Genomic DNA, 1,725 nt, shown 5'->3' on the forward strand with positions numbered 1-1,725 from the left:
CGCATCTATCCTTAGAAAGGAGGTGATCCAGCCGCAGGTTCTCCTACGGCTACCTTGTTACGACTTCACCCTAATCATCTGTCCCACCTTAGACGGCTAGCTCCTCGAAAGGTTACCCCACCGGCTTCGGGTGTTACAAACTCTCATGGTGTGACGGGCGGTGTGTACAAGGCCCGGGAACGTATTCACCGCGGCATGCTGATCCGCGATTACTAGCGATTCCGACTTCGTGCAGGCGAGTTGCAGCCTGCAGTCCGAACTGAGACCGGCTTTAAGAGATTAGCTTACCCTCGCGGGTTCGCAACTCGTTGTACCGGCCATTGTAGCACGTGTGTAGCCCAGGTCATAAGGGGCATGATGATTTGACGTCGTCCCCACCTTCCTCCGGTTTGTCACCGGCAGTCTTACTAGAGTGCCCAACTGAATGCTGGCAACTAGTCATAAGGGTTGCGCTCGTTGCGGGACTTAACCCAACATCTCACGACACGAGCTGACGACAACCATGCACCACCTGTCACTATGTCCCCGAAGGGAACGCCTGATCTCTCAGGTTGGCATAGGATGTCAAGACCTGGTAAGGTTCTTCGCGTTGCGTCGAATTAAACCACATGCTCCACCGCTTGTGCGGGCCCCCGTCAATTCCTTTGAGTTTCAACCTTGCGGTCGTACTCCCCAGGCGGAATGCTTAATGCGTTAGCTGCGGCACTGAAGGGCGGAAACCCTCCAACACCTAGCATTCATCGTTTACGGCATGGACTACCAGGGTATCTAATCCTGTTCGCTACCCATGCTTTCGAGCCTCAGCGTCAGTTACAGACCAGACAGCCGCCTTCGCCACTGGTGTTCTTCCATATATCTACGCATTTCACCGCTACACATGGAGTTCCACTGTCCTCTTCTGCACTCAAGTTTCCCAGTTTCCGATGCACTTCTTCGGTTAAGCCGAAGGCTTTCACATCAGACTTAAGAAACCGCCTGCGCTCGCTTTACGCCCAATAAATCCGGATAACGCTTGCCACCTACGTATTACCGCGGCTGCTGGCACGTAGTTAGCCGTGGCTTTCTGGTTGGATACCGTCAACGTCTGAACAGTTACTCTCAAACGTGTTCTTCTCCAACAACAGAGTTTTACGACCCGAAAGCCTTCTTCACTCACGCGGCGTTGCTCCATCAGACTTGCGTCCATTGTGGAAGATTCCCTACTGCTGCCTCCCGTAGGAGTATGGGCCGTGTCTCAGTCCCATTGTGGCCGATCAACCTCTCAGTTCGGCTACGTATCATTGCCTTGGTAGGCCGTTACCTTACCAACTAGCTAATACGCCGCGGGTCCATCCAAAAGCGATAGCTTGCGCCATCTTTCAACCAAAGACCATGTGATCCTTGGGTTTATGCGGTATTAGCATCTGTTTCCAAATGTTATCCCCCACTTAAGGGCAGGTTACCCACGTGTTACTCACCCGTCCGCCACTCGGTGTTAACAAAATCACTCCGTGCAAGCACATCGTTCATTCGTCAAAACCTCGTTCGACTTGCATGTATTAGGCACGCCGCCAGCGTTCATCCTGAGCCAGGATCAAACTCTCATATAAAATGAGTTATTTGAATAGCTCGATTTGTTGTTTATTGCGAATTGACTTCGCTCATGTTAATTAATTCTTTTCAACTTTCATTGAAAAGCCCTATCACATTTACGAAACTTTGTTCAGTTTTCAAAGGACTACCTTG

The 1,725-nt window shown here is 51.1% G+C and carries 1 rRNA gene; it reads right to left on the reverse strand.

What is annotated here, in order from left to right:
- Window positions 1-15 precede the first annotated feature (15 nt).
- Window positions 16-1,589, reverse strand: a 16S ribosomal RNA gene (locus JUF21_RS11865).
- Between the last annotated feature and the right edge of the window lie 136 nt (window positions 1,590-1,725).

The sequence above is a fragment of the Lacticaseibacillus sp. 53-4 genome (genome assembly GCF_016861805.1).
Classification (GTDB): Bacteria; Bacillota; Bacilli; order Lactobacillales; family Lactobacillaceae; genus Lacticaseibacillus.